This window comes from Arthrobacter sp. TMN-50, assembly GCF_054511125.1.
Genome location: NZ_JBTNDG010000001.1, coordinates 1 through 23,542 on the forward strand (window position 1 = coordinate 1; position 23,542 = coordinate 23,542).

Below are 23,542 nucleotides of genomic sequence, written 5' to 3' on the forward strand. Positions count from 1 at the left end.
CGAGGACGCATGCCCGGCAAGTTTCCGGGCGGTCTCCGGATCGATCGGCCCATACCCCTCCAACTCCCCCGGCGTATCCCCGCCCAACAGGGTAAGCACCGGGACGGTGACAAACACCTTCGCCTGAACACCCCAATACGCGTCACTGTCCCGCGACTGGACGGGTTCACCGTTCCCGCCGTTCCCGCCGTTCCCGTCGTTCGACCCGTTCCCGCCGCTCGAATCGTGGCCGGCGTTCTTCCCGGCACCAGTACCCGCGTCGCCGTCGGACCCGCTGGCGGATTCCGACCCGGTGTCCCCGGCGGGTTCGGGTCCGTCTGTCAGGTGTCCGTCTGTCAGGTGTCCGTCTGTCATGTGTCCGTCTGTCATGTGTCTGTCTGTCATGTGGCCGGTGGTTCCGGCGCTGGTGAGGACGTCTACCAGGACGTCGGCGCGTAACTGGGTGAGGGTGCGGGGTTCGTCGGGGCCCTGCAGGTTCCGGGCCGCGGTATCGACCCGGTGGAAAATCCCTGCCGCCTGCTCAACGGGAAGGAACGCCTGAAACCAGGCCATCCCGTCCGGGGCCGGGTCGAGATACACCCGACGATCCAGGACGGCCTTCCGGTGCCGGATCGTAATCGATTCCGGGTGGAGTTTCTCCCGTAACCGTTGGGCCTGGCCACAAAACTTCCGCACCGTGGTCTTCGCCGCCATCATGATGAGCGTGGACTCGAACACTGCCCTCACGGCGGGGACCGTGTCCGGGATGCTGATCGCTTCCCCGACCACCGCCCACGCGTGGCTCTTCGATAACCTGCCATCCTCCAACGCCGTCAGGGTGGTCGGGAAGTCCCGGACCAAAAGTTCACTATGATCGATCAGGATTCCCGTAGTCACCTCCGGCACCCGTGTGGCCGCCCCGATCTCCGCCGCGGCCAGGGCCCTGACCCGCCCCGGATCGTCCAACCCGGGGTACTCCGTAGCGGTGAGATCGTTGACATGGGTGACCGCTTTGGCTTCCTGCGCATCGACCCAGGACCGCAACCCTCCAAGACCCCTCAAAACCCCCAACGTCTGCTCAACATCCAGACCAGCCACCGCCGTCAAAACCACCCGACCCGACAACCCCGCCAACCCACCACCAGAGCCCACCCGGGCACCAAAACCAGTTGGGCTCTCAGACGGAGCATCCGACGGGGCACCTACCGAGGCCGTCCACACCGCATCAACACCCAACGGACCACCCGGACCATACCCGCCGGACGCCCCCACGGACGGTTCCGCAGACCCGTCCGCGGCAGTGTCTGCGGAACCGTCCATAGCAGTATTCGCGGGCCCGTTCGCGAAGGCGGGATCCGCGCCAGAATCGGGAAAAAATCCCGACCCGGTAGAAGAAGCTCTACTGCTTTTCATACCCCCATTCCATCACCCGCCACCGACATTATTAGGCGTCAACCAAGGTCCCCAGAAAAACTTTTTCAAAGTTTTTTCGGACCACAAACCGGGCCCAGAAAGACCCCGGAGGTGGTGCGGTCGCGGACTCAACCTCGACAGGTCCGCCGCACCCACCAGCCCGGCGCGAGGACCCAGACCCGCGGCTTCCACCCGGCAGCCGGGCGGAAGCCGTGACCGGTCAGGTTGCGGGCCGAGAGGCTAGAACTCACGACCGGCCATACCGCACGGTTTGGCGGGTCGGGGTTGGGCTAGCCGCAGTAGGCGCCTTCGGAGGCCGAGTGCACCAGCTTCGCGTACTTGGCCAGCACACCCTTCGTATAAATCGCAGGCAGCGGCTCCCAGCCCACCTTCCGGCTTTCCAGTTCGGCTTCATCCACCAGCAGGTCAAAGGTCTTGTTTGGGATGTCGACGCGAATCCGATCGCCGTCTTTCACAAAGGCGATCGGGCCGCCGTCGACGGCTTCCGGCGCAACATGCCCAATGCACAGCCCGGTGGTGCCGCCGGAAAACCGGCCGTCGGTCAGCAGCAGCACGTCCTTGCCCAGGCCCGCGCCTTTGATTGCACCGGTGATCGCCAGCATCTCGCGCATCCCGGGACCACCCTTGGGCCCTTCGTAGCGGATGACGACGACGTCGCCGGCCGTCACGACGCCGTCGGCGAGCGCCTTCAGCGCGCCCTGCTCCCGCTCAAATACGCGGGCCGTTCCTTCGAAGACCTCAGCGTCGAACCCCGCGGTCTTGACGACCGCACCGTCCGGGGCGAGCGACCCCTTCACGATCGTGATGCCACCATTGGCGTGGATCGGGTTATCGAGTGCGCGAAGAATCTTGCCATCGAGGTCTGGCGGATTGATGGCCGCAAGGTTCTCGGCGAGGGTCTTTCCGGTCACGGTCATGACGTCGCCATGCAGCAGCCCGGCGTCGAGCAGCGCACGCATGATGACCGGCACACCGCCCACCTTGTCCACGTCAGTCATCACATAACGACCAAACGGCTTCAGGTCGCCTAGGTGGGGAATCCGGTCCCCGATGCGGTTGAAATCGTCAAGGGTCAGCTCGACCTCGGCTTCGCGGGCAATCGCCAGCAGGTGCAGCACAGCGTTGGTCGACCCGCCGAAGGCCATGGTGACGGCGATAGCGTTCTCGAACGCCTTGCGGGTCATGATGTCGCGGGCGGTGATCCCGAGGCGCAGCAGGTTGACCACTGCCTCCCCCGACTTGCGGGCAAACTCATCCCGACGACGGTCGGCCGACGGCGGCGCCGCCGAGCCCGGAAGCGACATGCCCAGCGCCTCGCCAATGCACGCCATGGTGTTGGCGGTGTACATGCCACCGCAGGCGCCCTCCCCAGGACAGACTGCCTTTTCGATGCGGGTCAGGTCCTCTTCGCTCATCTTTCCCGCGGCGCAGGCGCCCACCGCTTCGAACGCGTCAATGAGGGTGACTTCCCGCTCGGTGCCGTCTTCGAGCTTAACCCAGCCCGGCATGATCGACCCCCCGTACAGGAAGACGCTCGCCAGGTTGAGCCGGGCCGCGGCCATCAGCATGCCGGGCAGCGACTTGTCGCAGCCCGCCAGCAGCACCGACCCGTCGATCCGCTCGGCCTCCATCACGGTCTCTACCGAATCAGCAATCACTTCGCGCGACACCAGCGAGAAATGCATGCCGGAGTGACCCATCGAGATGCCGTCGGACACGGAAATGGTGCCGAACTGCATGGGGAACCCACCGCCGGCATGCACGCCTTCTTTGGCGCTCTGGGCCAGCCGGTTCAAGGACAGGTTGCAAGGGGTAATTTCGTTCCACGAGCTGGCGACACCGATCTGCGGCTTGGCGAAATCGTCGTCGCCCATCCCAATCGCCCGGAGCATTCCGCGGGCCGGAGCCCGCTCAAATCCATCGGTGACGGCCCGGCTTCGCGGCTTGATGTCTGGGGTAGTTTCCACGCTCATGGGTCAAAGTCTAGGCGTACGCGCTTTCACTTCAACGCCATATGACCGGCCTGTTACGGGATGAGCGGGCCGCCGCACGCGGTTCCTGCGCGACGTCGGTAGCCCCCGGCGCGGGCGAGCCGGGCTTCCCGGGAGCCCGCCAGCCTCATGCTCGACCCTCGCGCCGAAAGCTGTGGCACGTAAACTTGGCCTCATGTCGACGCCTCCATCGGACCCTGCCCCGCCGGAATCGCCTGATCGGGCCCCCGATAGCGACCAGCTCAAGGACAGCCTGCGGAAAGTCTTCGATTCGCAGATCCCCAACTATGGCGACTACAACTTGGTCTTCGCGGCCAACGAACGCTATCAACACCGAGACCCCGACGGCGCCCGCGTAGTCACCCCCCAGTATTACGTGGTGGGTTACCGGTGGAAGCCGACCGAAATCATGATTGCTCCTGTCGACGCGCAGACCCTGACCGGCGCTGGGATACCGGTTGAGATCAACATGACAAACCTGTCGCATGCCCTCCGACTCGCTGGGGGTCACTTCGAGGTAGGCACCAGCACCGGACGAACCTTCCGGTTTGGAGTCCACCCCGAAGCTCGCTTCAGCTCAGGCCCGCACTCCCGCCTGATGATCGATCAACGGGATGACCATCAGGACTTCAGCGCTTTCATGACCGCGTTCATCGCGATGGGCTGACGTTGATCGCGATGAACTAACAGCAGCCAGCGTCAACTGAACAATGATCCGCGCTGGACGAGGTTCTCCGGCGCCCTGCCGGCGGCAATGCAGTCCAGCTGACGCTTCAGCAGCCTGATGATGCGCGGCCAGAAAGCGCCGGTGTTGCCTCCGCTGTGCGGGGTGATCAGTGCCCCGGCGGCTGACCACAGCGGGTGACCCTCCGGGACGGGTTCCGGATCGAATACGTCAACTGCCGCCGAGAGCCGACCGGAGACCACCTCCGCCGTCAGGGCCTCACTGTCCACCACTGCACCGCGGGCAACGTTGACCACCAGTCCACCGTCGGGCATCGCCGCCAGCACCTCAGCGTTGATCAGCCCATGGGTGGAATCGGTGAGCGGAGTGATAACGATCAACACCTCAGCCTGTTCGGCGAGCGCCACCAGTTCGTCGGTGCCGTGCACATGCCCCCACTCGTCGTCGCGGGCTGAACTGCCCATCCGGGTAAGATCCACCTCAAACGGTTCAAGTCGGCGCGCAATCTCGACGCCGATTCCTCCCACCCCGACGAGCAGCACCTTCCGATCGGCCAGGCCCGGATAGCGCGCGGGTTTCCACTGGCCGAGGGTCTGGTTGCGAACGGCGTCGTCAATGCCCCGCAGCGAGGCGATGGCCAGGCCGATCGCAAGCTCGGCGGTCGCCGCGGCGTGAACCCCCGCGGCGCTGGCAACGGCGACGTTGTCGCCGACCAGTTCGGGAATGCCCTCGTAGCCGGTGGACTGGGTCTGCACGAGCAGCAGGTTCGGAGCGCTCCGCACTGCGTCACCGAACTGATCGGGAGACGACATATACGGCAAAACGGCAGCATCAATGTCATCCAGCTCCGCCCCCACCGGTTCCTCGTCGAAATCCCACACCACCAGCGAAATTCCTGCGGGCGCTGGCTGCAGGGCTTCAAGCATTTCCACACTGGGCACCGAAACGGTGGTGATCTTGTCCATTCGACAAAGCCTAGCTTCCCGCGCGGTTGGAGGCATTCCGTGCGGTGGACACCCGCGAAGCGTGGCCGTAACGTCGAAGGCATCCGGTTTGCCACAGCAAAAGAGGGGGTCGTGTCGTGGATGCATTTCTCTGGTTGCTGCTGGTCGCCGGAGTGGTGGGCGCCGTTTGGTGGTTCCGATCCCGCACCACCCCCGATTCCCGCAGCCAAGTCCACGACGATGCGGGTCCGACGTCGACTCCCCTGGCATTGCAAAACCTCGACCCTCGGGGTCGCCAGGTCGAGGAGTAAGCCGTCGTGCTAGCGAATCGACAGCTCTTAACACTGATTTTGACCGTCTTACTGCTCACTGGCGTGAGCGCGTGCACGGGCCCGGAAACCGCACCGGTTGTTGACGGGAGCACGACGTCGGCCGGCCCGACGCCGTCCACCACCCCGGTCGGTTTACCCGACCTCTCCCCGGCAGGGACTGTCGCCGAGGGCCTCACCGTGCCCTGGGGGCTGGCGGCGTTGCCCGATGGGTCGCTGTTGGTCACCGAACGGGAATCGGGTGAGATCAAGCGGATTATTGACGGATCAACGACCACCATCGGCACCCTCGACGCGGAGATCGCCGCGGCGGGCGAGGGCGGGTTGCTCGGCCTGGCGATCGGACCGGACTTCGACGCCGATCCCCGGCTGTACGTCTACTTCACCGGCCCGAATGACAACCGGGTTATGAGCCTTGCCTACGGCGAGGACGGCTTGGGCGAGCCCCAGGAGGTGTTCACCGGTCTTCCGAAGGCCAATATCCACAACGGCGGGCGGATCAAGTTCGGCCCCGACGGATACCTGTATGTCGGTACCGGCGATGCCGGGCAGGCCGCCTCGGCCCAGGATCCGACGAGCAATGGCGGCAAGATTCTTCGCATCACTGCCGACGGCGATCCGGCCCCCGGCAACCCGGTGGAGAATTCACCCGTCTACAGCCTCGGGCATCGCAATATGCAGGGCCTCGCCTGGGACTCCGCCGGTCGGCTGTGGGCCAGCGAATTTGGCCCCGAGGTCGACGACGAGCTGAACCTTATTGAACCCGGCGGGAACTACGGCTGGCCCGCGGTCACTGGCGCTCCCGGGGCTGACGGGTTCATCGACGCGCAGGTCGTGTGGCCATCCACAGCTACCTCTTCCCCCAGCGGGATGGCGATCGTGGACGACGTCGCGTACATCGGTGGCCTGCGCGGCGAGCGGCTGTGGCAGGTGCCGCTCGCGTCTGGGACGGCAGGAACGCCGGTCAGCCATTTCGACGGCGAGCACGGGCGGCTGCGCGACGTAATCGAAGGCGCTGGCGACGCACTATGGATTGCCACGAATGAGGGCGCGCAATCCCGGATACTGACGGTCACAGCAGGCTAGCTGCCGTGCGGAGAATCAATTTCGGGTTTCAGCCGATGTGCTGGTAGAGTTTCATGCTGTTGCTGTTGGCCCGGTGGGCCCAATCGACACGCACCTCTAGCTCAATTGGCAGAGCATCTGACTCTTAATCAGAGGGTTTCGGGTTCAAGTCCCGAGGGGTGCACAGACAAAATCGCCTGATCGGCAAAACGCCCGGTCAGGCGATTTTTTTGTACCTGAGAGCCAACCGACACACCTCGCGGGGTCACAACGGTTCACGCCTGATTTCCAGGACGGTTCATTTTCGAGCGGTCCAAGTTTTTCTGTCACTTAGTCCGAGAACCCGGCGGTTTTGTCTAGGGTTTGCGCAGGATTGACAAAGGATGGCGTCTCTGTGTTTATTCCGCTGTAGTTTCAAAGAGTGATCGGAATTGATCGGACGTTTATTTTCCGATTGATACGGTCGCACTCCGCAACGCTGGTTTAGGGGGACCGCTATCAGTCTCTTCTTCTCCGCTGCGATGCATCCTCATCAAAACGGCAAACCCGGTGTGAACCGGGGACGCAAAGCCACGGAACCCGCTGGGGGTTCGCCGGGCTACTGAAATTGAGAGAAGAAACACCATGATGAAAAAATCCACCAAGCTCGTCGCTGCCCTTGCCGTTGCAGGCCTGGCTTTCGCCGGCGGTTCCGCGCTTACCGGTACCGGACTGAGCACCACAGCTGGTTCGACCCAGTTCGTTGGAGGTACTGTCAGCCAGTCCGTTACGGGCGCCACCTTGAGCAGCCTGGTCTACGGGTACACCGATAACACCAAAACGGCCGTCAATTCCGTGACGCTGACGTTCGCCGACGCCACGGGCGGCAAAACCCCCACCATTGCCCTCACCGGCGGCACAGCGACGACCTTCACCTGCACAGCCATCAGTGCTACCACGTTCGTTTCCACCTGCAGCCCAGGCACCGGTCTGAGCCAGTCCGGTGTAACCAGCGCCGCTGTCACCGTCCCTAGCTAATTCCATCCTTTGGGATGGGCCCGCACCTCTCGCTGCGGGCCCATCCCAAAGGTCTCCACATCAGTATGAAAGCCACCGTATGCTGAACCGGCTGTTCCGTCGTCTGGCGGTGTGTTTTTTTGCCGCCGCGGCCGTGCTTTTGACGGTTATCGGGGTAGCGATTCTCGCCGGTCAGGCTGCGGTGGTCACCACAGACGGTGTGAGTATGAACCCGGTCTATTACGACGGAGACCTAGTGGTAATTTCCCGGGCACCCTCGTACTCGGTGGGTCAGATAGCCGCTTACCGGCTGCCCGGCAGCAATGAGGTTGTGCTGCACCGTATTATCGGCGGCGACCAGAACGCTTTCGTGTTTCAAGGCGATAACAGTCAGTCGGTCGATACCGTGAAGCCTTCCGCTGAGGAGCTCGTCGGTCGGGAGTTTCTGCATATCCCGCAGGGTGGGGTGTGGCTGGATCGGTTGGCCAGCCCGCCCATGCTGGCCCTGATGACTTTCGCGCTGATGGTCGGCGGCGGGACCACTATAACCCGACGTAGACGCAGACGCAGACAAAGCAGACAAAGGAGGGCGGAGATGTCCCGCCACACCGTTACCGGAACCGGCTTCAGCGCCGTAGCATGGGCGTCACCGCCCCTGCTACGGGTGGGAGCCGCCATGACTCTGATCCTGGCAATCATCGCCTCGTCGCTCGTCGTCTGGGCATGGACCGGACCGCTCAATCAACCTGCTGCTGCTGAACCGGTCAGCGGTGCCCGGATGGAATTTTCCTACACTGCGGAGGTCGGTGATAGCCCAGCTTATGACGGGACTGTGGCTGAATCCCCGGATCCGGTTTTCCGTTCCCTCACCGATACCGTCGATGTGCACTTCGCCTACCAGGGCGAACCGGGCAGCGTGACCGTATCCGCGGAACTAACCACCCCCGGCGGATGGCACACAACCATTCCTCTTGCGGCCGCGACCTCGTTCGCCGGCAACCAGTACGAAGGCACCGTAGCGCTGGACCTGGCAACATTCGAGGACAAAGCCCAGGCGGCGTCGGCCGTTACCGGCCTTCCAGCTAGCCCAATATCCATTATGCTCACCCCTCGCGTGCAGACCGATGCAGGGCCGGACTTCGAACCTGCGCTCACACTTGAACTGGCACCTCTGGCACTCAGCGTTCCCGGCGCAGCGGCTGCCCTCACGGTCACTAACGACACTCCAGCAGGCCAAACGCTATCCGTGCCGCGGACCTTAGGTCCGGAAAATTGGAACCTCACCGCAGAAAATGCCCGGATCCTCTCGGCAGTCCTACTCTTCTTGGCATTCCTCGCAGGCACCGCTCTGATGTTGCTTTCACGACGGGAAAGCCCAGTTGATGAAGGGGCCGCCATCCGCCGCCGCTACTCAGCGCTTTTGGTCCGGGTACACCCGATGCCCGCCCCGCAGGGTCGCCCCGTTATCGACGTCACCGCCTTCGCGACACTGGCCAAACTCGCCGAACGCTACGGGCTTCTGGTCCTTCACTGGGCCAGAAGCGACGTCGAAACATTCATCGTGCAGGACGAAAGCACCACCTACCGATACCGGACCAACACTGAAACCTCCCCAACGGACGCCCTCACCCTGAGAACGGAAACAGACGCCCGGATCAACACCTAGGAAATGGATGAGGACCTCGGAAAAACGGTCTTTGTCACCGGCAGTCGCTTCTGCAAGGCCTAAACGAGAGCCAGATCTGTGGTTCATTCTCGTCCCGGATCTATCCGATCAGCGCGACAGTGCTCGACAGCAGATCCGCGAAGGTGGTGCATTACCCGTCGGCGCAGCGGAGGAGACCAACCAACCTCAGCGAGAGCGGGCGACGCACTTTTCAGTGCTGTAGCCCTGTTTGGTCCGTCGTTGGCCGCCTTCACCCCCCAGAATGAAGACGAACCGCACCGGCGCCCCATCCGATGCTTGCCGGTCATCGCCTGTTCATCTGCTCAAGCCCGACATCCCCACAGTAGAACCGACAGCTTTCCAGCAACAGGGACCTAAGGCCCAAACGTAAAACTATCCAGTCCGGGCTTCTCCCACTCCGGCAAAGACGGAACTCCCGCCAGGAAATCCCACCTGATGAGGGCGTTGCGTAGTGTGTCGTTGTTTTGCCCTGATGTCAAACGGCATATCTATACCGTTTCGGTTGCAAAGACAGCCGGTACCTTCCCGTTTTTGCTGGGAAGCAGTAGGTTGACGCCATGGAAGGGGTGTCAACCTTCGGGGAAATACACACCGGTGAAATAAGCCGGCGGGTGGCACGCGGACGCTGGGCCGCAATTGCTGCAGAATTCGGCATGCTCACCGGAGCCGAGGTAGATGACAAGGTCGGTCCACTCTCACCGCCAGCAGGCTGCCTTGCCGCGCGACGACAGATCCTCGGCGTGGTCACCAGGGCAGGTCGAGTCCTCTATCCGGGTTTTCAGTTTGACCCTGTCAGCGGCCGGGCGCGTCCGATGATTGCCCGTGTTGCGATGATCGGGCTTGCAGGAGGGTGGAGAGACAGACATCTATTGCAGTGGTTTTGTTTACCGAATGGGTACCTTGGTGGCGAGAGGCCGGTCGACGTTCTGAACGATCCGGAGCGCCTTCTTTATGCCGCGCACAGCGACCTCGACCTCGTCTGGTGAAGCCGGACACCAGCCTAACCAAAGGGAACCGGACCTAGCGTTCGCGAGAGACCACTGCATCGGGCCCGTCGGAGAAACCCGACGGCGGCAGATCGCCGTCGTCGGGCTGGGTATCCACGACTGGCGACGTAACGGGAGAGCCGGATGCCCACCGGGGCGCTCCCAGTTCACGGATCACACCCTGAAGGTGGTCCCGCAGTTCATCCGAAACCAGTCCCTCGTCGGTGATCAGGGTGCGTTCGATATCTTTTGCCTGCTCAAGGACAGTGCGGCCAACATCCGTTATGGAAACCATATGGCTGCGGCGGTCGAGATCATTTCGAGTGCGTGAAACATGACCTCGTGTCTCAAGGCGGGAGAGGGTTTTGCCCATCGTCTGTGCCTGAACCCGCACGATCTGGGCGAGGTGCGCCTGGGTCATTGGTCCCTGGCCCGCCAGCACCCCCATCGCAATGACCCCAGCGTGGGTGACACCAAGTGACCCCAGTCGTTCGTTCCACGCATGCTCTACCAGCCGCGCGGCGGTTGTTAGCAGTCGTCCGGTGGGCCATTGCTCCAGGTCCGGCATAAAAGAAAACACTTCCTCTCGTCCCACAGACGTGCGACGTTGATCTTTGTCCCGCGGCCGGTCGTACTTTCGAACGTATCGACCTTATTTACTTATGATAGCTAGGGATTTGCGAAAAAGTGTCAGCGCGACCATACATAGCGCTACCCCCAAATAGGTGAAGGAATGGTAATAATGGCTGAACGACTGATGCCGGGTGAGGTAGCCCCTGATTTCACCCTGCCCGCCGCCAATGGATCCGCTGTCTCGTTGAAGGACTTCGCGGGTACCAGCGTGGTGGTCTATTTCTACCCGGCCGCTGCCACGCCCGGCTGCACTACCCAGGCGTGCGACTTCCGCGATAACCTCGCGTCCCTCGCAGCAGCCGGCTACTCAGTTCTGGGCGTATCGCCGGACGGAGTCCCAAAGCTCGAGAAGTTCGCCGCTGCCGAGGGACTGACGTTCCCGCTGCTGTCCGACGAAGACCACACGATGGCTGCAGCATGGGGTGCCTGGGGAGAGAAAAAAAACTACGGCAAGGTCTACGACGGCCTGATTCGCTCGACCGTCGTCGTCGGGTCCGACGGCCGGGTGCAGTTGGCCCAGTACAACGTCCGCGCCACTGGTCATGTAGTAAAGCTCAGGAAGGACCTCGGCATTGATTAGATTCGCGTACACTGGAGGCTGATGTTTTGGGCAGCCTGACTGCCCTCAACCTCAACTGCGCGAGTGGCGGAATTGGCAGACGCGCTGGATTTAGGATCCAGTGTCTTCGGACGTGAGGGTTCAAGTCCCTTCTTGCGCACAAGGTAAACGCTACGAGAAAACACCCCCGGCTTTGGCTGGGGGTGTTTTCTTTTCTCTGGCTGATCGGTTCCCGGCGTGCCCATTCTGTTACCCGCCCGGTCAGCCACCCGATGGGACCTGGATCACATTAAGTCCTCCAAATCCGCGGTTCTACGCGGATTCTCATCCCGGTAGAAGATTTCAGGATTGGCCACCCATCCTCCGTTCGAACACGAGCGAAGTACCTATGAGACATCGACACGATGTGTTCGACAAGTTAGTTAGCTGATCGGCAAAGTACGCCCGGTCACACCAATGAAGGAGAAAATTCAATGGGAAACATCACGAGCCGTAAGCTCTCCATCCTCGGTGTTGCTGCAGTGGCCATGTTCGGCCTCGCAGCATGCGGTGGCGGCGACACTGCAGCCGAGCCCGCCGAAGAAACGACCGCCACCGAAGCCGCACCCGAAGCAACCGAGTCGGGTATGGAAGAGGAAATGGGCGAAGACGCGGACCCAGCAGCCAACCTGGTTGGCCCAGGTTGCGCCGACTACGCCGCAGCCGTCCCAGAAGGCGACGGTTCAGTTGCCGGTATGGCACTGGATCCAGTAGCTACCGCTGCTTCAAACAACCCGATCCTCACCACCCTCACCGCTGCTGTCACGGGTCAGCTGAACCCCGACGTTGACCTCGTTGACACCCTCAACGGTGGCGAGTTCACCGTATTCGCACCGACCGATGATGCCTTCGCCAAGATCGACGCGGCAACCATCGAAACCCTCAAGACCGACAAGGCTCTCCTCGAGAGCATCCTGACCTACCACGTCGTCCCAGGTCAGCTGACCCCGGACGAGGTTGCCGGAACCCACATGACCGCCAATGGTGCAGAGCTCACCGTTGAGGGCTCGGGCGACGAAATCACTGTCGGCGAAGACGGCTCAGCTGTTGTCTGCGGTGGCGTAATGACCCAGAACGCGACCGTGTACATGGTGGACACCGTTCTGATGCCTCCAAGCAAGTAATCGACTCCCTGATTCGATTCCTCTAACTCGAACCAGGGCGAACGAGGCTGGGATCCCGAGCACCGCTATGGTGCTCGGGATCCCAGCCTTTCCTCGTTGGGGCAACTGGCCGCCGATCGGCCGCAGTTGGGTCGCAGTTGGCAGGGGTGATCATCATTTAGACTGGAGAACCTAACCAATTTTCCGCCGTGTGCGGGCACGGCTGAGGAGACCATGGCAATGACCGCTGCTGCCGGACCCTCCCGTTGGGCCCGACCAACCCGCGGCGCAGTTGCGGCAGTCCTCGGCCTTACCCTCGCTGGTTGCACCGGCGCTACCCCCGTGCCAGTACCGACGACGACGTCCGCCCCCACGCCGTCGGCAACCGTTCCAGCCCGGGAACCGGATGCGGTCTTTACCTTCGGCGCTGCCGCCGACCCCTCCGGGCTCGACCCGGCTCTGGTCGCGGATACCGAGTCCTACCGGGTTACCCGACAGGTGCTTGAGGGACTCGTGGGCATTGACCCCCTCACCTCTGAACCCGTCCCCCTGCTCGCCGCCTCCTGGGAAGAACGGGACGATGGCCGCGCCTACGCCCTCACCCTCCGTGAGGACGTTGAATTTCACGACGGCGAACCATTCAACGCCGAAGCCGTCTGCGCGAATTTCGACCGTTGGTATTCACTACCCGCCGACGCCCGTTCCGCGGACAACACCATCGCGTTTGGCTCGGTGTTCAACGCCTACTCGGATGAGCCGGAGCTCTCCATCTACTCCTCCTGCCAGCCACTGGGTCAGTTCGAGGTCTTGATCCAGCTCAACAGCCGTCTGACCGGATTCATCGCAGCCCTTGCGATGCCCTCGTTCGCGATGTCCTCACCGCAGGCCCTCGAGGACCTGGCAGCCGATGACCTCTCCGAAGTCCGCAACGGCACCGCGCTCTCGGAATACGCGCTCAGCCCGGTAGGAACCGGCCCCTACACCTTCGAAAGCTGGGCTGCGGGCGAGGTTCGGCTGACATCGTTCGAGGACTACTGGGGTGAACGCGGTGAAATCGGCACCGTCGTGTTCACCACGCTGGCGCTGGCCGACGACCGGCTGGAGGCGCTCACCACCGGCGAGATCGACGCCTACGACTTCGTCACCGTGGACAATGCCGGCACCCTGGTGAGGGAAGGCCAGCAACTCCTTCAGCGTGACCCCTACTCGATCTTGTACCTCGGCCTGAACCAGGACTTCCCCGGGGTGGACAACCTACTTTTCCGTCAGGCGGTGGCCCACGCCATCGACAGGCAGGCCGTGATTGAAGGCATGTTCCTGAACGGCACGGCACCCGCGGATCAGTTTGTCCCGCCCAAGCTTGCCGTCACCAATGCGGAAATCTCCGCCTACGACTACGATGTCGAATTGGCTCAGGAGCTGCTCAAGGAATCCGGCTATGACGGGGAACCCCTTCCGTTCCATTACCCGACCGACGTCTCACGGCCGTACCTACCGTCCCCCGAGGGTGTTTTCGCCGTTCTGCAAACCCAGTTGGAAGAGGCCGGCTTCACCATTGAACCGGTGCCGACCTCCTGGGCCGACGGGTATCTGGAGACCGTCCAGAACGACGACGACCGCGCGTTCCATCTCCTCGGTTGGAGCGGGACATACCAGGATCCCGACAACTTTGTGGGCCAGTTATTCGGAGCCACGACGGATGAATTCGCCTTCACTGACAACCAACTGTTCAGCAAGATCGATCGTGCCCGCACACTCCCCAATGGAGAAGACCGGGTGGCCGCCTATCAGGACATCAGCGACCAGATTGCGCGTCGACTGCCGGCCGTTCCGCTCGCTTTCCCTATTTCCGCCCTGGCTGTCTCTGAACGGGTGACAACCTACCCCGTCAGCCCGGTGATGAATGAGGTCTTCAACCTGATCGATCTTGCCGATGTTGACCTGGAAGCCATCGAGAACGACTGATGACCCACTACCCTGCTGACCACTACGGCTGGCCGATTACCCAAGGAACCCACCAGACGCTACGCTTCAAAGCTAAGCGCCCTTGCCACTGGAGATGAAGTTGACTGCTACAAGCCAGGCGGGAATGCCCGCAGACCACACCGACGTCGTCCTGATCGGCGGAGGGATCATGAGCGCCACGCTGGGCGCCTTCCTGAAGCAGCTGCAACCGGACTGGAGCATCTCGCTCTTCGAGCGCCTGGACCGGGCCGGGCTGGAAAGTTCCGACCCGTGGAACAACGCCGGCACCGGGCACGCCGCCCTCTGCGAACTGAACTACACCCCTGCGGGACCCGACGGGACAGTCAACCCCGCCAAGGCCGTGGCCATCAACGAACAGTTCCAGGTATCGCGCCAGTTCTGGGCCCACATGGTGGAAAGCGGACACCTCGGCGATCCCTCAGGGTTCATCAACCCCGTGCCGCACATGAGCTTCGTCTGGGGCGAGAAGAACACCGCCTACCTGCGCAAGCGCTACGAAGCCCTGCGAAGCCAGCCCCTCTTCGAAACCATCGAACACGCGGAAGATCCTTCGGCGATCGCCGACTGGGCACCGCTGCTGATGAGCGGCCGAACCGCTGGCCAGCCCGTGGCTGCCTCACGGGTGGCTGGCGGGACCGATGTCGACTTTGGGTCACTGACCCGCAGCCTCACCAGCTACCTCGACACCAATGGCGTGGATCTGAACTACAACCACGACGTCGTCGACCTCTCCCGCGGCTCCAACGGCCGGTGGGAGGTCAAGGTCCGCAACCGTGCCACCGGGCAGGCGCGTACCGTAAACGCCCGCTTTGTGTTCATCGGTGCGGGCGGCGGAGCCCTGCACCTGCTGCAGCGCACCGGGATCCCGGAGGGCAGGGGCTTTGCCGGTTTCCCCGTCTCAGGGCAGTTCCTGAAGTGCGTCGACCCCGACATTGTCAACCAGCACAACGCCAAGGTGTACGGCCAGGCGTCGGTCGGCGCCCCACCCATGTCTGTCCCGCACCTGGACACTCGGTACGTCAACGGCGAACGGTCGCTGTTGTTCGGCCCCTACGCTGGTTTCTCCACCAAGTTCCTCAAGCGCGGCTCGTTCTTTGACCTCCCCGGCTCCATCCGCCCGTCGAACCTGGTGCCTATGCTGGCGGTCGCCAAGGATAACGTGCCCCTGACCAAGTACCTGATCTCGGAGGTATTGAAGAACCGCGAGGCGAAAAACACCTATCTCAACGAGTTCATCCCGGACGCTGACGGCGACAAGTGGGACCTGATCACCGCGGGCCAGCGGGTACAGATCATCAAGAAGGCTCCAGGTAAGGGCGGGGTGTTGCAGTTCGGCACCGAGGTCATCACCGCGGCAGACGGCTCGGTCGGCGCACTGCTGGGGGCTTCCCCCGGCGCATCGACGGCGGCGCCAATTATGCTGGAAATCCTGAGGCGCTGCTTCCCTGCGCAGTTGCAGGCCTGGGAACCGAAGCTTAAGGACATGATCCCCGGCTACGGCGTGAAGCTCAACGAGAACAGTTCCCTCGCCGCAGACATCCTGTCCAAAACCGACCGGGTGTTGAAGCTCCAGTAATCACCGCCTGAGCCGTGGATCCGGCCGGCAGAAATAGAAGGCTCGGCACATGTTCCGTCTGGCTCAGCTCTCCCTGGGAAATCGTGCGCTGATTGCACTCATCACCATCCTGGCATCGGTGTTTGGGGTGATCACCATGGGCTCGCTCAAGCAGGAGCTCATTCCATCTCTTGAGTTCCCGCAAATCACCGTGCTGTCCTCGGTGCCCGGCGCTTCCCCTCAATACCTCGATCAGCAGGTGAGCGAGCCGCTGGAGAGCGCCTTGAGTGGCGTGGAGGGGCTTGAATCGTCGTCGGCCACCTCCCGCACCGGCGTGTCAACCATCAACCTGATGTTCGCCTACGGCACCGACCTGGACCGTGCCCGTGGGCAGGTGGACCGCGCGATTTCCACGGTGCGGCCACTGCTTCCCGAGGACGTGGAACCACAGTCCCTGGCCGGGAGCATCACCGACTTACCGATCGTGTTCATGGCGGTTTCCTCCGATCAGCCCCTAAGCGAACTGAGCGGGGACCTCGCCCGGCTCACGGTGCCCCGGTTGCAGAAACTTCAGGGAGTGCGGGCCGCCGAGGTCAGTGGCGGCGCGGGGCAATACATTTCAATCCTTCCCGACCGGCAGGAGTTGGCCGCCAACGACCTGACCGTCGGAGACATCGCCACCGCCCTGGAAAACAATGGCGAGCTGATCCCGGTGGGCACCCTGGCCGACGTCGACCGCTCCCTCACCATCCAGGCCGGCAGCCCCATCGCTTCCCTTGACGACATCCGGGCACTGCCGCTGCTGCCGGAGGGCGGTTCCCCGGACGAGGGAAACACGCCGCCGACACTTGGGTCGGTCGCTGAGGTCGCAGTGGCCGACGACGACGCAACCTCGGTCACCCGCACCAACGGCACCGAAACCCTGGCTCTGACCGTGACCAAAATTCCCGACGGCGACACTGTGGCGATCTCCAACCTGGTGAGCGAACTGTTGCCCCAGCTGGAAGCCGAGCTGGGGAACGGTGCCGAGATCACCGTGATCTTCGATCAGGCGCCCTTCATCGAGCGCTCCATCAGCGACCTGACCACCGAGGGCATCCTTGGCCTCGGCTTCGCCGTCCTGGTGATCCTCGTGTTCCTGCTTTCGGTCCGGTCCACCCTGGTCACGGCAATCTCTATTCCGCTGTCCCTGCTGGTGACGTTCATCGGCCTGTGGGCCACCGGGTATTCGTTGAACATCCTCACGCTCGGTGCCCTCACCATCGCCATCGGTCGCGTGGTGGATGACTCGATCGTCGTGATAGAAAATATCAAGCGGCACCTCAGCTATGGAGAGGACAAACGCCACGCCATTCTGACGGCCATCCGGGAGGTGGCCGGGGCGATCACCGCCTCGACACTGACCACGGTTGCCGTGTTTGCGCCCATCGCTTTTGTCGGCGATCTGGCCGGTGAATTGTTCAGGCCGTTTGCCTTGACCGTCTCGATGGCGCTGCTGGCCTCCCTCGCCGTATCGCTCACCATCGTTCCCGTGCTGGCCTACTGGTTCCTGCCCTCACCGGCGTCCGACGTCGATACCGCCGAGGTGCGCGACACAGCACACCAGGCCGAACAAAAATCGTGGCTGCAACGCGGCTACCTGCCGGTACTGGGCGCCACCCAGCGGCATCCGGTGTGGACACTGACCGCGGGTGCGCTGGTCCTGGCCGGAACGGCGGCCATGATTCCGCTGCTGCAGACCAATCTGCTCGGAAGTACCGGGCAGAACAGCTTCAGCATCACCCAGACCCTCGAGCCGGGTTCAAGCCTTGACACGACCGTGGCCGCGGCGTCCCAGACCGAGGACGTGTTGGCAGGCTTCCCCGAGGTACGGGAGGTTCAGGTGACGGTGGGTAACGCCTCCAGCGGGTTCGCTGCCCGGCTCTCCGGCGGAACGTCGGTGGCCTCGTTTACGGTGATCACCGCCGAGGACGCCGACCAGGAGCAGTTGCAGGATGGAGTGCGGCAGGAACTCGAATCGCTGACCGGCGTCGGGACCTTCACTCTGTCCGCCCAGCAGGGAGGCTTCGGCACCTCGAGCACGATCGACGTGAGCATCACTGCTCCGACATCCGAAGACCTGCGGGCGGCGAGCGACGACGTCGAGGCGGCCATGCAGGGGGTCGACGGCGCTGGCGATGTGACCAGCAACCTCGCAGCTGCACAACCACAGGTGCAGATCAACGTTGACCGGGCTGCCGCCGTCGCCGCCGGTCTCAGCGAGGGACAGATTGCCGGGCTGCTGGGCGGGAGCATCAGCCCGGTGCCCGGCGGGCAGGTACGCCTCGACACGACCGATTATCCCGTCCTGATCGGCGAAGGCACCGAGCTGACCAGCCTTGAGCAGTTGCAGGACCTGAGCCTTCCGACCCGGGCCGGGCCTGTTCCGCTGACGTCGGTGGCGTCGGTGGTCGAGGTAGAGGTGCCGTTGTCCGTCACCAGTGCCAACGGTGAACGCACGGCACAGGTGTCCATTACGCCGTCGGAGCAGAACCTGGGGGCGCTGACCGCCGCCGTGACTGAGCGTCTGGCCGGAGTGGACCTGCCGGCGGGTGCCACAGCCACCCTGGGCGGCGCATCGGCCGAGCAGGCGGATTCCTTTGCCCAACTGTTCCTGGCACTCTGGGCGGCCGTCGCCATCGTGTATGTGATCATGGTGGCGACCTTCAAGTCCCTGATCCAGCCGCTGATTCTGCTGGTCTCGGTGCCGTTCGCCGCGACCGGCGCCATTGCCTTGCTGGTCATCACGCAGATCCCCCTGGGACTCCCGTCGCTGGTTGGCATGTTGATGCTGGTGGGCATTGTGGTAACGAACGCGATTGTGCTCATCGACCTCATCAACCAATACCGGCGTCCGCATGACGGCAGCCCGGGGATGAGCGTCGAGGACGCGATCATCCAGGGTGCCCGCCAACGGTTGCGGCCGATCCTGATGACGGCGCTGGCAACTGTCTTCGCGCTCACCCCGATGGCGCTCGGATTCACCGGCGAGGGAGGGTTCATCTCTCAGCCATTGGCGATTGTGGTGGTCGGCGGACTGGTCTCCTCCACCGCTCTCACGTTGATCCTGGTGCCGGTGCTGTATCGGCTGGTGGAGGGGCGGCGGGAGGCCCGCCTGCTGGCCCGCAGCGGATCGCACGCCACCGGCCGCCGCGCGAAGTCCCACTGACGGTCCCAGCAGCGGAGGGACGCACTGCCGTTGTTGAACGGATTCCGCGCGGGAACAAAGCGCCGGACACCCCTGTTACAGCTATAGTAGATGCAGATGCATCTACTTGGAGGAGGAACCATGCAGATCGGTATTTTCACCGTAGGTGATGTCACTGTCGACCCGACGACTGGGAAAGCACCCACCGAGCACGAGCGCATCAAGGCGATGGTGACCATTGCCAAACATGCCGAGGACGTGGGCCTTGACGTTTTTGCCACCGGCGAGCACCACAACCCGCCCTTCGTGCCCAGCTCACCCACTACCCTGCTCGGCTATATCGCCGCCCAAACCGACCGCATCATCCTGTCGACGTCCACCACGCTGATCACCACCAACGACCCGGTGAAGATCGCCGAAGATTTCGCCATGCTGCAACACCTTTCCGACGGCCGCGTGGACCTCATCCTCGGCCGGGGCAACACGGCGCCCGTCTACCCCTGGTTCGGCAAAAACCAGCAGGACAGCGTTGAGCTCACCGTGGAAAACTACAACCTGCTGCGCCGACTTTGGGACGAGGACGTGGTGAACTGGGAAGGCAAGCACCGCACGCCGCTGCACAACTTCACCTCAACACCGCGCCCGCTCGACGGCGTCGCACCCTTCGTGTGGCACGGCTCCATCCGCACCCCGCAGGTAGCCGAAATTGCCGCCTATTACGGCGACGGCTTCTTCGCCAACAACATCTTCTGGCCCAAGGAGCACTACCAGCAGCTGATCTCGCTCTACCGTGAACGATATGCCCACTACGGCCATGGCACAGCCGAACAGGCAATCGTTGGATTGGGTGGGCAGTTTTTCATGCGCCGCAATTCCCAGGACGCGGTCAGGGAGTTCCGCCCGTACTTCGATAACGCACCGGTCTACGGCCATGGACCGTCGCTCGAGGACTTCACCTCCCAGACGCCGCTGACCGTCGGCAGTCCACAGGAAATGATCGAGAAGACCCTCACGTTCCGGGAGTTCTTCGGCGACTACCAACGCCAATTGTTCCTGGTGGACCACGCAGGATTGCCGCTGAAGACGGTGCTTGAGCAACTGGACCTGCTGGGATCAGACGTTCTACCGGTGCTCCGGAAGGAATTCGCTGAGCGCACTCCCGCCGACCTCCCGGCGCCACCCACCTTCCAGAACCGGCTCACCGCACTGACCGAGGCCCGCAGTGCCTGACACCACCGAGCCAGCGATCCGTCTCACAGCCGAGGCCTGGGAGTCCCTGTTTCGGGCCCAGGTGGCAGTGATGCGCCGGCTCCGCAACGACCCGTCCTTCAAAAAGCTGGCGATTGGCGAGTACGACGTCCTCTTCAACCTCACCCGCTGCCCCACCGGCTGGACCCGGCTCAACGAGCTCAACCGGAGCCTGCTGATCTCCCAGCCCAGCCTCAGCCGGATGGTGGAACGCCTCGAGTCCAAGGGGCTGATCCAGCGCAAACCCGCGCCAGAGGACCAGCGCGGCGTGATGGTGGCGCTGACCGAGGAGGGCCGGGTGCTGCAACGCGAAATAGGCGCCGCTCACGTCCGGGTGATCCACAATCTACTGGGTCCGATCCTCAAGCCCGGGGAACTCGAACAGCTACTCGATCTCACGCATCGGATCCGCGAGGGTGTCGACGATTCCGAGCGCGTCGACTATTGAAGCCGGACCAGCGCACCCGGCTGATCGACGGGCAGGGAATCGACCACCGCGGTCACCTCCAGCTTCTCCAGCTGCAGGCTGCCGCCCACCGTCGAAAGAAAAGCGGTGTCCGAGGCGTCCCGACCCGTCGCAATCCGGAGCAGTGACTCCCTCGGCGCCAGCCCGGTGGCGTCCACCACATGCCAGGCACCGTCCACCCAGGCCTCGGCAACAGCGTGGAAATCCATGGGGCTCAGACCGGGCGCGTACACCGCGGCAAGCCGGGCGGGGACGTCCTTGGCCCGCAGCAGGGAGATGACCAGGTGGGCGTAGTCCCGGCACACGCCACGGCGTCCCAGCAGGGTTTCGACGGCGCCGTCGGTAGGGCGTGAGGAACCCGAAACATAGGCGAGCTCCTTGCCCACCCAGTCACGCACCGCGTTGAGCAGCTCGGATCCCGCCAGCGAGCCAAATTCGGCGTACGACGTCGGCAGGAGCCGGTCCGATTCGCAGTAGCGGCTGGGGCGGACATAGCGGATCAGATCCGTTTCGGATGCCTCTTCGGCGTTGGCCGTCCCCGTGACGGTCGCACTGTAGTCGAGGGAGATGCTCGCCTCTCCGTCCACCGTGAGGGTGTGCAGCCGTCCCCCGTGGAGGTCTTCCAGTTCCCCGGGGATGACCGGCTGGTCATCCACCAGCACCACCAGGTTCTCGTCGAAGGTGCTGTACCCGGGGTTCCGCACGGCGGCCAAAGCAAAGACGAGTGACGAGGCGGAGCGGGTCCGCGCCGTGATGCGGGCGGTCACTGATCGCTGCATGGGTGAACTCCTGATGGGGGTGGAGGTGGCAGTGCGCGGCGAGCCGTGGGTGCGGACTCTATGCTGAAACTACCACCACGTTAGAACAAGGAAGGCTCCTTAGTGAATTCCACTCCCCAGCACCAGGTCCAGGACCTCAAGGGCCGCTCAGTAGTGATCACCGGGGCCAACAGCGGTCTCGGCCTGCAGACGGCGCTAGCTCTCGCCCGGCGGGGAGCCTCGGTGACCCTCGCCTGCCGGAACGAATCACGCGGGGCTGCAGCCCTCAAGACGGTCGCATCCCGGGTCCCGGGAGCCACCGTCGACCTGCGGATCCTCGACCTGTCATCGCTGGCGTCGGTGCGGAGCTTCGCCGCCGACTGGACCGAACCACTGGACCTCCTGATCAACAATGCGGGAGTGATGGCCACACCGCGAATCCTCACCGAGGACGGGTTCGAGCAGCAACTCGGCGTTAACCACCTCGGTCACTACGCCCTGACGGGTCTTCTGCTCCCGAAGCTCCGTCAGACCGCGGCGCCCCGCGTCGTGTCGGTGTCCAGCCTTGCCCACAAACGAGGCACCATCAACTTCGACGACCTGAATTCCACCACCAAATACCGGCGGTGGACGGCCTACAACCAGAGCAAAATAGCCAACCTTTACTTCACCATGGAGCTGGACCGGCGGGTCAAAGCCTCCGGCGAACCATTGCTGGCGGTGGCCGCCCATCCCGGCCTGTCCACTACCAATCTCACGGCGGGCATGGGAGCCACCGGCGTGCTGAACGTCGTCGGCGGGTTCATCAGGCTCCTCGGACAGTCAGATATTGCCGGTTCACTCCCCATTCTGGAAGCGGCCACCTCTACCCGTGCCCACGGCGGCGATTACTTCGGCCCCGACGGGCCTGGCGAAACCAGAGGCAACGCCGTACTGGTGGCCCCGGTACCGCGGGTGCTCGACGCAGTGGTCGCCGGCAGACTGTGGGACGTCAGTGCCGCGATGACCGGCGTCGCCTTCCCCGACCTGCCTGCGGCCTGACGGCGTCGAGCGCTATTCGGCGAGCTGCAGCGACGCGATCATTCGGCGAATACTGGTGAATTGCGCTGAATCGAAGAACTTGTCGGCGTCGGCAATGGTTTCGAAGGACGCGGTTCGGGAGCCAACCTGCTCAGGGGTCAACGCCGTCAGCGAGATTGCGTCCCCAAACGAGTACAGCCCAATGCGCTCCGGGCCCTGCACCGTGTTGAAGAGCGTGCAGGCGGCCCCCTCAGCACCACCAACCACGTCGGTGACGCCGTAGGAGCTGAAGAACCTGAAGCCCTCGATCAGGCGCACCACCAGCCGGGGGTCAATTGACAGATCGGATTCGGCAGTGGACGGGAGATCCACTGGCTGGCTGAGGATAACCGTGTAGGGGCTTGCGTCGGCGGGCGAACAATCCTCCTCCGCCGCATTGATGCCGGTGTGGAGCTCGGCCATCCGGACGCCGTCGGGATTTTCGACGGCGAAGTGGATGGAGTCGGGTGCGAACCCGTCCCCAGCGTCCGCAATCGGCTCTACGACCCAGTCCGGTGGAACCTCGAAGCTCACGATGGCGTCCGGGTCGGTGAAGATCACCCAGTCGTCGTCGGGGGCTGCTCGTGCTGCGACCGTCGGTTTCGGGGCCGGTTCGGTGGTCCCCTGGGGTGCCGCAGGGCTGTTGTCCGACAACGACGGCGTCCCGGTCTGCGCTGGGCGGTCACCGATTTCGAGACCAGTGCAGCCTGCGAGCGCCACCGCTACGGTGACCGCCAGTGCGCCCATTGCGGTGATCCGCGCGGTTCGCGTTGATCGGCTCATCTGTGTCCTCTCATGGTGGTTACCGTGTTCTGCTGTGAGTCTAATCACTGAAACTGATTGGACGGGGAGG

Annotated in this window: 20 protein-coding genes, 2 tRNA genes, 1 pseudogene and 1 riboswitch; of the genes and pseudogenes, 16 read left to right on the top strand and 7 right to left on the bottom strand. The window is 63.4% G+C overall.

Annotation, left to right across the window (positions count from 1 at the left end; translation table 11 throughout):
- The 3 genes and pseudogenes from ACX80A_RS00005 to ilvD all read right to left on the bottom strand — a co-directional run.
- A partial coding sequence (locus tag ACX80A_RS00005) for a DUF222 domain-containing protein (protein WP_459257609.1) occupies positions 1–1,299 on the bottom strand: 1,299 nt, incomplete at its 3' end.
- Positions 1,300–1,512: 213 nt separating this feature from the next.
- Positions 1,513–1,625: pseudogene (locus tag ACX80A_RS00010) on the bottom strand (ROK family protein); the annotation flags it as partial.
- A 57-nt stretch (positions 1,626–1,682) separates the two neighbouring features.
- Positions 1,683–3,386 (bottom strand): dihydroxy-acid dehydratase, encoded by a 1,704-nt coding sequence (ilvD, locus tag ACX80A_RS00015; RefSeq protein ID WP_459257610.1) that lies wholly within the window; start codon positions 3,384–3,386, stop codon positions 1,683–1,685.
- Positions 3,387–3,579: 193 nt separating this feature from the next.
- Here ilvD and ACX80A_RS00020 point away from each other — a divergent pair, with 193 nt between their 5' ends.
- Positions 3,580–4,071, top strand: a complete 492-nt coding sequence (locus ACX80A_RS00020; RefSeq protein ID WP_459257611.1) for a hypothetical protein — start codon at positions 3,580–3,582, stop codon at positions 4,069–4,071.
- A 32-nt stretch (positions 4,072–4,103) separates the two neighbouring features.
- On the opposite strand, the gene ACX80A_RS00025 is transcribed toward ACX80A_RS00020, so the two are convergent.
- Entirely contained in the window at positions 4,104–5,054 is a 951-nt protein-coding gene (locus tag ACX80A_RS00025) for a 2-hydroxyacid dehydrogenase (protein WP_459257613.1), read from the bottom strand.
- Positions 5,055–5,170: 116 nt separating this feature from the next.
- Here ACX80A_RS00025 and ACX80A_RS00030 point away from each other — a divergent pair, with 116 nt between their 5' ends.
- The 6 genes from ACX80A_RS00030 (at position 5,171) to ACX80A_RS00055 (ending at position 10,096) form a co-directional block, all read left to right on the top strand.
- Entirely contained in the window at positions 5,171–5,344 is a 174-nt protein-coding gene (locus ACX80A_RS00030; protein WP_459257614.1) for a hypothetical protein, read from the top strand.
- 63 nt (positions 5,345–5,407) lie between these two features.
- Complete coding sequence (locus ACX80A_RS00035; protein WP_459257615.1) at positions 5,408–6,448, top strand: PQQ-dependent sugar dehydrogenase; 1,041 nt, start codon at positions 5,408–5,410, stop codon at positions 6,446–6,448.
- A gap of 90 nt (positions 6,449–6,538) precedes the next feature.
- A tRNA-Lys gene (locus ACX80A_RS00040) sits at positions 6,539–6,611 on the top strand.
- Between the two features lie 345 nt (positions 6,612–6,956).
- Positions 6,957–7,033: riboswitch (cyclic di-GMP riboswitch) on the top strand.
- A gap of 18 nt (positions 7,034–7,051) precedes the next feature.
- A complete protein-coding gene (locus tag ACX80A_RS00045) occupies positions 7,052–7,444 on the top strand; it encodes a hypothetical protein (RefSeq protein ID WP_459257617.1) in 393 nt (130 codons plus the stop codon).
- Between the two features lie 79 nt (positions 7,445–7,523).
- On the top strand, positions 7,524–9,089 hold the full coding sequence (locus ACX80A_RS00050) for a S24 family peptidase (RefSeq protein ID WP_459257618.1): 1,566 nt from the start codon (positions 7,524–7,526) through the stop codon (positions 9,087–9,089).
- Positions 9,090–9,667: 578 nt separating this feature from the next.
- The gene (locus ACX80A_RS00055) at positions 9,668–10,096 is read left to right on the top strand and encodes a hypothetical protein (RefSeq protein WP_459257619.1); all 429 of its coding nucleotides are present in this window, start codon (positions 9,668–9,670) and stop codon (positions 10,094–10,096) included.
- 34 nt (positions 10,097–10,130) lie between these two features.
- On the opposite strand, the gene ACX80A_RS00060 is transcribed toward ACX80A_RS00055, so the two are convergent.
- Complete coding sequence (locus tag ACX80A_RS00060) at positions 10,131–10,664, bottom strand: MarR family winged helix-turn-helix transcriptional regulator (protein ID WP_459257621.1); 534 nt, start codon at positions 10,662–10,664, stop codon at positions 10,131–10,133.
- Between the two features lie 174 nt (positions 10,665–10,838).
- On the opposite strand from ACX80A_RS00060, the gene bcp reads away from it, so the two are divergent.
- The 8 genes from bcp to ACX80A_RS00100 all read left to right on the top strand — a co-directional run bounded on the left by bcp (position 10,839) and on the right by ACX80A_RS00100 (position 20,854).
- Entirely contained in the window at positions 10,839–11,309 is a 471-nt protein-coding gene (gene bcp / locus ACX80A_RS00065; protein ID WP_459257622.1) for a thioredoxin-dependent thiol peroxidase, read from the top strand.
- Between the two features lie 57 nt (positions 11,310–11,366).
- A tRNA-Leu gene (locus ACX80A_RS00070) sits at positions 11,367–11,448 on the top strand.
- Positions 11,449–11,761: 313 nt separating this feature from the next.
- Positions 11,762–12,451, top strand: coding sequence for a fasciclin domain-containing protein (locus tag ACX80A_RS00075; RefSeq protein WP_459257623.1), 690 nt, complete (start codon positions 11,762–11,764; stop codon positions 12,449–12,451).
- Positions 12,452–12,670: 219 nt separating this feature from the next.
- Complete coding sequence (locus ACX80A_RS00080) at positions 12,671–14,395, top strand: ABC transporter substrate-binding protein (protein ID WP_459257624.1); 1,725 nt, start codon at positions 12,671–12,673, stop codon at positions 14,393–14,395.
- A 94-nt stretch (positions 14,396–14,489) separates the two neighbouring features.
- Entirely contained in the window at positions 14,490–15,992 is a 1,503-nt protein-coding gene (locus tag ACX80A_RS00085; RefSeq protein WP_459257625.1) for a malate:quinone oxidoreductase, read from the top strand.
- Between the two features lie 49 nt (positions 15,993–16,041).
- Positions 16,042–19,179 (top strand): efflux RND transporter permease subunit, encoded by a 3,138-nt coding sequence (locus tag ACX80A_RS00090; protein ID WP_459257626.1) that lies wholly within the window; start codon positions 16,042–16,044, stop codon positions 19,177–19,179.
- 120 nt (positions 19,180–19,299) lie between these two features.
- Positions 19,300–20,388, top strand: a complete 1,089-nt coding sequence (locus tag ACX80A_RS00095) for an LLM class flavin-dependent oxidoreductase (RefSeq protein ID WP_459257627.1) — start codon at positions 19,300–19,302, stop codon at positions 20,386–20,388.
- A complete protein-coding gene (locus ACX80A_RS00100) occupies positions 20,381–20,854 on the top strand; it encodes a MarR family winged helix-turn-helix transcriptional regulator (protein WP_459257628.1) in 474 nt (157 codons plus the stop codon). Before ACX80A_RS00095 ends, ACX80A_RS00100 begins: the two co-directional genes overlap by 8 nt.
- Here ACX80A_RS00100 and ACX80A_RS00105 read toward each other — a convergent pair.
- Positions 20,848–21,651 carry a transglutaminase-like domain-containing protein gene (locus ACX80A_RS00105; RefSeq protein WP_459257629.1) on the bottom strand — a complete coding sequence of 268 codons (804 nt, stop codon included), beginning with the start codon at positions 21,649–21,651 and terminating at the stop codon, positions 20,848–20,850. The two genes, ACX80A_RS00100 and ACX80A_RS00105, sit on opposite strands and share 7 nt — an antisense overlap.
- Positions 21,652–21,753: 102 nt before the next feature.
- Here ACX80A_RS00105 and ACX80A_RS00110 point away from each other — a divergent pair, with 102 nt between their 5' ends.
- A complete protein-coding gene (locus ACX80A_RS00110) occupies positions 21,754–22,671 on the top strand; it encodes an oxidoreductase (protein ID WP_459257630.1) in 918 nt (305 codons plus the stop codon).
- A gap of 12 nt (positions 22,672–22,683) precedes the next feature.
- Here ACX80A_RS00110 and ACX80A_RS00115 read toward each other — a convergent pair whose 3' ends face one another.
- Positions 22,684–23,472 carry a hypothetical protein gene (locus tag ACX80A_RS00115; RefSeq protein WP_459257631.1) on the bottom strand — a complete coding sequence of 263 codons (789 nt, stop codon included), beginning with the start codon at positions 23,470–23,472 and terminating at the stop codon, positions 22,684–22,686.
- Positions 23,473–23,542: the final 70 nt, after the last annotated feature.

Coding starts and splice junctions, on each gene's coding strand:
- ACX80A_RS00075 (WP_459257623.1), top strand. CDS start 11,762: ATGGGAAACATCACGAGCCGTAAGCTCTCCATCCTCGGTGTTGCTGCA.
- ACX80A_RS00105 (WP_459257629.1), bottom strand. CDS start 21,651: ATGCAGCGATCAGTGACCGCCCGCATCACGGCGCGGACCCGCTCCGCC.
- ACX80A_RS00060 (WP_459257621.1), bottom strand. CDS start 10,664: ATGCCGGACCTGGAGCAATGGCCCACCGGACGACTGCTAACAACCGCC.
- ACX80A_RS00050 (WP_459257618.1), top strand. CDS start 7,524: ATGCTGAACCGGCTGTTCCGTCGTCTGGCGGTGTGTTTTTTTGCCGCC.
- ACX80A_RS00025 (WP_459257613.1), bottom strand. CDS start 5,054: ATGGACAAGATCACCACCGTTTCGGTGCCCAGTGTGGAAATGCTTGAA.
- ACX80A_RS00055 (WP_459257619.1), top strand. CDS start 9,668: ATGGAAGGGGTGTCAACCTTCGGGGAAATACACACCGGTGAAATAAGC.
- ACX80A_RS00045 (WP_459257617.1), top strand. CDS start 7,052: ATGATGAAAAAATCCACCAAGCTCGTCGCTGCCCTTGCCGTTGCAGGC.
- ACX80A_RS00095 (WP_459257627.1), top strand. CDS start 19,300: ATGCAGATCGGTATTTTCACCGTAGGTGATGTCACTGTCGACCCGACG.
- bcp (WP_459257622.1), top strand. CDS start 10,839: ATGGCTGAACGACTGATGCCGGGTGAGGTAGCCCCTGATTTCACCCTG.
- ACX80A_RS00085 (WP_459257625.1), top strand. CDS start 14,490: ATGAAGTTGACTGCTACAAGCCAGGCGGGAATGCCCGCAGACCACACC.
- ACX80A_RS00090 (WP_459257626.1), top strand. CDS start 16,042: ATGTTCCGTCTGGCTCAGCTCTCCCTGGGAAATCGTGCGCTGATTGCA.
- ilvD (WP_459257610.1), bottom strand. CDS start 3,386: ATGAGCGTGGAAACTACCCCAGACATCAAGCCGCGAAGCCGGGCCGTC.
- ACX80A_RS00080 (WP_459257624.1), top strand. CDS start 12,671: ATGACCGCTGCTGCCGGACCCTCCCGTTGGGCCCGACCAACCCGCGGC.
- ACX80A_RS00020 (WP_459257611.1), top strand. CDS start 3,580: ATGTCGACGCCTCCATCGGACCCTGCCCCGCCGGAATCGCCTGATCGG.
- ACX80A_RS00115 (WP_459257631.1), bottom strand. CDS start 23,472: ATGAGCCGATCAACGCGAACCGCGCGGATCACCGCAATGGGCGCACTG.